We start from the raw sequence: 8,410 nt of genomic DNA, 5'->3' as shown, positions 1-8,410 counted from the left end.
ACTTTTTCCGGTATACCCTTCAAAACCCTTGCACTAATTTCTGTGTTTATCAGCCTCTAACCTTTGATATATCAAGGTTTTAGGTTTATTCAGCAAACCCTATTTTAGATTTTAGATTTTGGATTTTGGATTGAATCCAAAACCGAAAACCGAATAGATTCAATCTAGTTTTTCACCACTGAGAATAAAAATCGGATCAGCGGCGACAAAGGTTTGGGAAAAACCGCGAGTTTCTAAGCGGTTAACAGCAGACTGTACAACCTCGATATTTCTGGCTCTTAACTGAGAAAAGCTTTGAGAAATAGCATACAGACTTTCTAGATTAGCAGCTGTGGCGACAACTCGACCGGATAAAGGCAAATAAAGCCAGACAGCTTGTAAAATTTCCTGGATAGCTTTTGCCCCTGTTATACAAACACGATCAGGGGTGGGTTGTATATCATGTAAACATTCTGGGGCGCTGCCTTCAATTACTTTGACATTTTTCACATTAAAGCGATGGCAGTTACGTTTAATCAAATTAGCCACTTCTTCATCTCGTTCTACCGCAATAACTCTTCCTTGGGGACACAATAACCCCACCTCTACAGGAATTGTACCTGTTCCTGCACCAATATCCCATAATACCGAATCTGGTTTTAATCGTAGTTGGGAAATTAACAATAATCTTAATTCTCGCTGAGTTAGGGGTATACCTGGTAAGTTCTCAAATAAGTCATCGGGAATACCAGGAGTAACATAAGGCCAAAGTTGGGAAGGCATAAGCAATTAAAAATTCAAAGTTTAAAATTCAAAGTTTAAAATTCAAAGTTTAAAATTCAAAGTTTAAATTCAAACTTAAAAATTACAGCGGATTCCTGTGTTATAAAGTACATAATAGCGCCCTCATCGGTTGCGGGGAGGGGGTTGGGGATGGGGTTTTTGTACCTGATGACACTGGGAAGTGCTGCATCAGCGGAAGTAGGAAGTAGTAACAATTAGTAAAACTATTCACCGAAAACTTTTAAAACATCCTGACAGTCAACAGGAATAAAAATAAAATAGAGAAAGTTTAACAACATAATTTTCTAAGTGATCTAGGTGATGCTGATGAATAGGGAAATATTGGGCGATCGCTACGAAGTTCAACAGCAGTTAGGTAAAAAGTCAGCCCGAAGGACTTTTTTAGCTCGTGACACCATAAACAATAACTTAGTAATTGTCAAGTTACTTGCTTTTAATAGTGACTTTGAATGGGATGATTTGAAACTGTTTGAACGGGAGGCGGAAACCTTACAATCTTTATCCCATCCCTCTATACCCCGCTATCTTGACTATTTTGAAGTAAAAGAATCAAATTATCAAGGATTTGCCCTAGTACAAACTTACATCCCAGCGAAAACCCTAAAACAATACTTACAAACTGGGAGAAAATTTGCAGAAAATGAAGTTCAAGAGATAGCTAAAGCAGTTTTAGAGATATTGGTTTATCTTCATGAGTTACACCCACCCGTGATCCACCGTGATATTAAGCCTAGCAATATTTTATTAGGAGAGCGATCGGGGAATAGTGTGGGAAAAATTTATTTAGTAGATTTTGGTTCTGTGCAAACTGTTTTAGCCTCAGAAACAGGTACTAGAACCATTGTAGGAACTTATGGTTATATGCCACAAGAACAATTTGGGGGGCGTACAGTTCCCGCTTCTGACCTTTATAGCTTAGGTGCAACTTTAATTTATTTAATCACAGGTACTCAACCGGCAGATTTACCACAAAAGAATTTTCGCATTCAATTTGAACAAGTGGCAAATCTGAGTCCGGGCTTAACGAACTGGTTAAAAAAGATGATAGAACCAGATTTAGCAAAGCGGTTTACATCTGCAAAAACAGCACTACAAGCTTTAGAAACACCGGAAAAAACTGATATTACAAATTCAACAACTGCTAAACCAGCAGGTAGTCAAATTCGACTAATTAAAAATGAGGAATATTTAAAAACTACCCTTCCTGCTGATGGATTAACATTAACTCTTAGTTTATTGGGAATTCCATTTATGATATTTTGGAATTCCGTGATTTTGTGGTTTATCGTTGGCGCGTTTAATACCTTTATTTCTAATCCTCTTGATTGGGGAACAATAATAAATGCTATATTCTTAGCTTGCTGTCTATCACCTTTTTTTTTCAGTGGTTTAGCTATGATATCTGGTATATTAAGTTCATTTTTTGAATGTAAAATTAGCATAAATCAGCAACAAATATCCCATAGTCTTTATCTTTGGGGACTGAAAATTAAACATACCTCTGCACCGAGAGAAAACATTAATCACTTAGTTTATATACCTCAACATTTGATAAAAGATAGTGAGGTTGGTAATTCTTTAGTCAACGCAAAGTTGGAAATTTGGATAGGGGTAGAAAAATTGGAAATAAAAGTTGGTGACTATATCATCAAGTCTGAATATGAATTAAAATGGTTAGCTGATGAGTTAAGTAATTGGTTAGGGATAGAACTTGAAATAACCAAAACCTCAAGTTAATGCTTCAGATATCTGTTGAAAATGATCCTGGGGACAACCAGAAATAGGTTTAAGTTTTCTCCTTCCTAGTCTCTGACTCCGAATGGAGTTGTTGATTACTAATGAAGCAGAAAACGCCTCTTTATAGCCTAAATTACCCCTCTATTTCATGTTAGAGGGGTTAATGTATGGGGTGCTTAATAATAACTCGCTGATTTACGATGATGCACAGCAGTCACACCATCTTGGTTTAACACTTTGCCATCATCCACTGTGGCATAAACTAACCAATGATCGCCTACTTCCATCCGGTTCTTCACCGTACATTCTAGGTAAGCTAAAGCACCATTTAAAATCACGCCACCATTATTAGCTTCAGAGATATCTAAACCTGCAAATCTATCTTGTCCAGGGGCGTAAACCTTCATAAATTGTTTGCGTATTTCTCGCCCCTCTGCTAAGATATTAACAACAAAGTTACTACCTGTATAAGTCATGTTTTCCATTGCCCGATCTTTAGCAACTGCAATGGTTAACCCAGGAGGACTAAAGCTGGCTTGTGCAACCCAAGATGCTAACATTCCGGTTTTTACTTCGCCTTGAGTTGCTGTAACGACACACAAAGATCCAACAATTCGCCCTACTGCTTGTTCAACATTACTTGCAGGTTGTCTAGCAACTACAGCTTTTTTAGCAGCGCGTTTTAATGCTTGAGCAAAATCTGTACCCGCTTCCTCACAGGTTTGTAAGGTGACTTCATTAGGTTTGAACTTAACGCGGATGGTTTCAAAACCAAAACGATAACCTGCATCTTTCAGTTTACCTTCAATTAAATCAACTGCTTCCCCACTCCAGCCAAAAGAACCAAACACACCAGCTAATTTATTATTAGTTGCAGTTGATAAAACAATACCTAAAGCTGTTTGTACGGGTGTGGGTGCATGACCGCCTAAAGTGGGCGAACCAATTACAAAACCAGCGGATTTTTCGATCGCCGTTTTAATTTCTTCAGGATCAGCAAATTCGCAGTTAATAGATTCTACGCTAACACCTGCTTTAGTAATACCACGAGCGATCGCACTAGCTAAAGTTGCAGTATTTCCATAGGCAGAAGCATAGATCAAAGCTACACTCATTTCCGCGTTAGTTTGTTGCTTGATCCATTCTCGGTAAGAGTGGGTAAGTTCCTGTAAAGCATATCTTACCAAGGGACCATGACCAGTAGCATACAACCTCACTGGCAAATCTGCCAACTTATCCAAAGCTGTTTCTACTTGTTTTGCATGGGGAGCCATAATACAATCGAAATAATAACGGCGATCTTCGTTAAAGATTTCCCAACCTTCATCAAATACTTGATCACCACAAATGTGCGCCCCAAATAACTTATCAGTAAACAAGATATTTGTTTGCGGATCGAAAGTACAAAGTTCATCAGCGTAACGGGGGTTAGGAGTAGGAATAAATTGTAAATGATGTCCTTTACCTAAATCTAAAGTTTCATCACCCCGCATTACCACAATCGGTAAATCTTCATTTTCTAAAGCTGTGCGTAAATTTATCGCCCCTGGGTTAGAACAAACAAAAGTAATTTGAGGCGCAATTTCTGTTAATATTTTTAATGTTGCTGCCCGGTTAGGATTGACATGACCAAGAATTACATAATCAATATTTTTGATATCTATTCTTTTTTGTAAAGCCTCTAAATAAATTTCCGTAAAAGTTTCCCCAGGTGGATCAATTAAAGCGATTTTATCACCTTGAATAATAAAAGAATTAGCTGTTGTTCCCTTAGCTAAAGCATATTCAATTTCAAATCTTAACCTTGCCCAACTGCGCGATCTGATGATTGTTGTATCAGTACCAATAGGCAATATTTGGACATCACGGGGTTTAGTATTTGACATAACTGACATAAATTTAAGCTCCTGTTTTTAAATAAATTCTTTTTTGTTCCCCAGGGGAAACGCATCTAAATTTTATTGACAAAACACCATTTTTATGTATAAACGAAGAAATCCTTATTTAGGGTTTGCTGAATAAACCTAAAACCTTGATATATCAAAGGTTAGAGGCTGATAAACACAGAAATTAGTGCAAGGGTTTTGAAGGGTATACCGGAAAAAGTGTGCATTTTTTGGGATTTCAAGAGATGGCAAAGAAATTTTCCAATCTCCTCCTGACTCCTGACTCCTGACTCCTGACTCCTATGCCCTCACGGAAAGACTTTCTCAGCAACCCCTATTTATCGTTTGATTGATTTTTTCAGAGTCATCGTGATGGTTTAAATTATTGTCAATAAGTAGACGTTAATGCGAATTTTCAGGTCATTATTGAGATTAAATTGTCCTTATTGATAAGATGCGTTTCCCCTGTCTTGTTCCCCTCCTCGCTTGCGGGGAGGGGGAAAAGAGATTTTAATAATGGTTTCCTACTTTGCGATGGTGTACTGCTGTTAATGATTCAGGTTTAGATACTCTACCTGCATAAACCGTACTATACACCGCCCAATGATCGCCGCAGTCCATCCGGCTAACTACTTCACATTCCATGTAAGCTAAAGCATCACCCAAAATAGGCGCTCCATTTTCCGCTGGTTGGGTTTTCACTCCTTCAAAACGATCCGCACCGGGACTAAAACGTTTTAAGAAGTGTTTCATCAATGCTTGATAGTTGCCCTCTTCTAAAACATTGAGAACAAAGCGATCGCCTACTTGCATCAATGATTCTATCGCCCGATCCTTAGCTACTGCAATAGAAAAACCCAAAGGTTTAAAACTCGCTTGACTTACCCAAGACGCTAACATGGCGCTGGAAACATCGCCTTTTTTGGCTGTGATGATATACAAACCGCCGCTAATTCTTCCTAGTGCTTTATCTAAATCAGCACCTAAAGATTTCATAGCTTTGATACTTTTTTCTTTTGTCACCAACTGTCCCAAATCTGTTCCCGCTTCTTCACATTTTTTATAGGTGTTTTCTGTTGGTGTTTCCCGAATCTCAATCACAGGAAAAGCTACAGTTAAACCCGCAGAGCGGAATTTATTTAACAGTGGATAGGTAGGTTCATCATCTCCACCACCAGTTTCAAAAATACCAATGGCTTGTTTTTCCGTAGCAGATCCTAGAACTGTACTCAATGCTGTTTGAATGCTTGTATTACTAGATATGGGATTCATCCCCACTACCAAGCCTTTACAGCGTCCTACAAGCTCCCGTAACTCTTGTAAATCAACTGATCCAGATAAATCAACTACTTCCACAGCTACCCCGGTTTTTACGATACCGTTGGTAATAGATTGAGCTAGGCGATCGCTATAACCATATTCAGAAACGTAAAATATACCCACAGTGGTTTCTGCTTTGGTTTGGTTTTGACTCCAATTGAGGTAACGTCCTGTTAATTCTTGGAGATTGTGGTATAGTAAGGGTCCGTGACCTGTAGCGATCATTTTGATGGTTTTTAATTCTGCCATGCGCTTCATTGCAGAAAGCACAGAACGGGCATTAGGACCCATCAAGCATTCATAGTAATATTGAAAATCTTTTTCAATGGCAGATAAATCATCATCAAAAGTGCTATCTGTACAGTAATGCATTCCAAAAGCATCACAGGTGTAAAGAATTTGGGTTTTGTGGTCAAAACTGAAAATAGTATCAGGCCAGTGTAAATTAGGAGCAATCACAAATTCAAACTCATGGCCATTACCGAGATCCAGGCGATCGCCATTTTTCACAATACGACGTTTAAAAGGCTGATGTACCAAATCTTCTAAAAATTGAATTGCTACCTTAGAACCAACAACGGTAATATCAGGAGCTTTTTGTAGTAAATCTTTAACTAAACCACTGTGGTCTGGTTCTGTGTGGCTAATAATTAAGTAATCTATATCTTGCGGATTAATTAAACCAGTCAGTGTATCAAAATATAGCTGACGGAACTTTTCATGGGAAGTATCAACCAGGGCAGTTTGTTCACCGCGGATCAGAAAGGAGTTGTAAGTTGTACCATTTTGCAAACCAAACTCAATATCAAAGCGATCGCGGTTCCAGTCTAAAGAACGAATAGCCGTGGTATCCTGATCAATTTCTACCGTTTGTATAGTCAGCCGTTTTACTGGGGTTGTACCTTCCTGACCTTGATTTTTATCGGTGAGCAATACCATAACTCCCCTCCTTAACTTTTATTGAGTATTTATTCCTCTGCCTTATATTGTGACACGGGTTGAATATAACGTTTTCTTAAAAAACCTATCATTCAATTAAGAAAATTAAAACTGTGAAACAAACTGTGAAACAAACTGTGAAACAGAATATCCAACCGCAACAGACAAACAACCCTTGGTTAGCCTTAATGGTTGGTAACTCCCGGCTACATTGGGCTTTATTTATAGATCACACTCTCAACTCTACCTGGGATACACAACATTTATCAGAGTCTGATATAGAACAATTAGCAAAAACAAATTCTTTTCCCCTTCCTCCATCTTATGCTCGTTCTATCTTCCTTTCTCCTAACCTGCCTATCACTCTCGTTTTAGCCTCCGTAGTTCCCAGTCAAACACAACTATGGCAAACTTACCCTAATCATCGTTTAATCACCTTAAATCAAGTCCCTATCCGGGGAATGTATCCCACATTGGGCATTGATCGCGCTTTAGCTTTATTTGGCGCAGGTAAATCCTATGGATTTCCCATGTTAGTAATTGATGCAGGAACAGCATTAACTTTTACAGGGGCAGACTCCAATCAGCGTCTTATTGGTGGTGCTATTTTACCAGGTTTGGGTTTACAATTTACCAGTTTAGGACAAAAAACCGCACAATTACCATTGTTAAAAATTAGGGAGATCATAGATTTACCGCCCCGTTTTGCTATGGATACACCACAAGCAATTCAAAGTGGTATCATTTACACTTTATTGGCGGGAATAAAAGAGTTTATTGATGAGTGGTTATCGTTGTTTCCTGATAGTAAAATTGCTATTACTGGGGGAGATGGTGAGTTATTGATAATTTATTTAAAACAACAGTTTTCAGAAATAGGAGAAAAGATAATTTTAGATAATAATTTGATATTTTGGGGAATGAGAGAAGTTAATATTGTCTGAATCAGGACACCCTTCGGGAAGTCAAAAGTCAAAAGTCAAAAGTCAAAAATTGGATTTTTGTCAGAATCAGGACACCCTTCGGGAAGTCAAAAGTCAAAAGTCAAAAGTCAAAAATTGGATTTTTGTCAGAATCAGGACACCCTTCGGGAAGTCAAAAGTCAAAAGTCAAAAGTCAAAAATTGGATTTTTGTCAGAATCAGGACACCCTTCGGGAAGTCAAAAGTCAAAAGTCAAAAGTCAAAAATTGGATTTTTGTCAGAATCAGGATGTCCAGGATTTGAGGATTTACAGGATTTTTTGGTAATTTTAATAATTGGGATTTGGCGATCGCTACTTTTACGAAAGATATCACATGATTTACAAAACCTTTGAAAATGTGATATAATAAGTATACTATTTTCTATACAATGAAATAAACTATGACTAAAATATTAATGATTGATGTTATTCAACATCTAGACTCTCTTTCTGTTGAAGAACTACTGGCAGTTAAAACAAAAGTAGATTTTTTAATTCAAATTAAATCATACTCTCACAGTATCGAAATTCCAATTACAACAGAATCTTTAAGCGAATTAAAACCAGAAAATAATAATTCTTTAGAAAAAATTATCGCACTTGTAGACGAATGGATAGCTGATGAATCAGGCTATGATCAAGAAACTTATCCTCAAATTGAAGCAGCTTTGAATAAAAACAAGTTGTCAATATAAATGAGTAGAGTAATATTGTTAGATTGTTCTATTTTAAAATAAAAATATTGCCAAAAATTGTTTATAATTACATCATAACTATTGGAAT

6 protein-coding genes are annotated in these 8,410 nt (G+C 37.4%); 3 read left to right on the top strand and 3 right to left on the bottom strand.

What is annotated here, in order from left to right; genetic code table 11:
• Positions 1-159: 159 nt before the first annotated feature.
• A complete protein-coding gene (cbiT, locus tag H6F47_RS17355; protein ID WP_137669316.1) occupies positions 160-762 on the bottom strand; it encodes a precorrin-6Y C5,15-methyltransferase subunit CbiT in 603 nt (200 codons plus the stop codon).
• Positions 763-1,089: 327 nt separating this feature from the next.
• On the opposite strand from cbiT, the gene H6F47_RS17350 reads away from it, so the two are divergent.
• Entirely contained in the window at positions 1,090-2,520 is a 1,431-nt protein-coding gene (locus H6F47_RS17350; RefSeq protein WP_190650227.1) for a serine/threonine-protein kinase, read from the top strand.
• A gap of 176 nt (positions 2,521-2,696) precedes the next feature.
• On the opposite strand, the gene H6F47_RS17345 is transcribed toward H6F47_RS17350, so the two are convergent.
• Both H6F47_RS17345 and H6F47_RS17340 read right to left on the bottom strand, forming a co-directional pair.
• Entirely contained in the window at positions 2,697-4,406 is a 1,710-nt protein-coding gene (locus H6F47_RS17345; protein WP_190650233.1) for a diflavin flavoprotein, read from the bottom strand.
• Between the two features lie 510 nt (positions 4,407-4,916).
• Positions 4,917-6,665, bottom strand: coding sequence for a diflavin flavoprotein (locus H6F47_RS17340; RefSeq protein WP_137669437.1), 1,749 nt, complete (start codon positions 6,663-6,665; stop codon positions 4,917-4,919).
• Between the two features lie 137 nt (positions 6,666-6,802).
• Between H6F47_RS17340 and H6F47_RS17335 the strand changes: the two genes are divergently transcribed.
• Positions 6,803-7,609, top strand: coding sequence for a pantothenate kinase (locus tag H6F47_RS17335; protein ID WP_190650231.1), 807 nt, complete (start codon positions 6,803-6,805; stop codon positions 7,607-7,609).
• 419 nt (positions 7,610-8,028) lie between these two features.
• Positions 8,029-8,322, top strand: a complete 294-nt coding sequence (locus H6F47_RS17330; protein WP_137668970.1) for a hypothetical protein — start codon at positions 8,029-8,031, stop codon at positions 8,320-8,322.
• Positions 8,323-8,410 lie beyond the last annotated feature (88 nt).

Origin of the sequence: Sphaerospermopsis sp. FACHB-1094 (assembly GCF_014696195.1) — a bacterium.
GTDB lineage: Bacteria > Cyanobacteriota > Cyanobacteriia > Cyanobacteriales > Nostocaceae > Sphaerospermopsis > Sphaerospermopsis kisseleviana.
The sequence above is the reverse complement of the archived record's forward strand: the minus strand, read 5'-3'. Positions and strand labels throughout refer to the sequence as shown.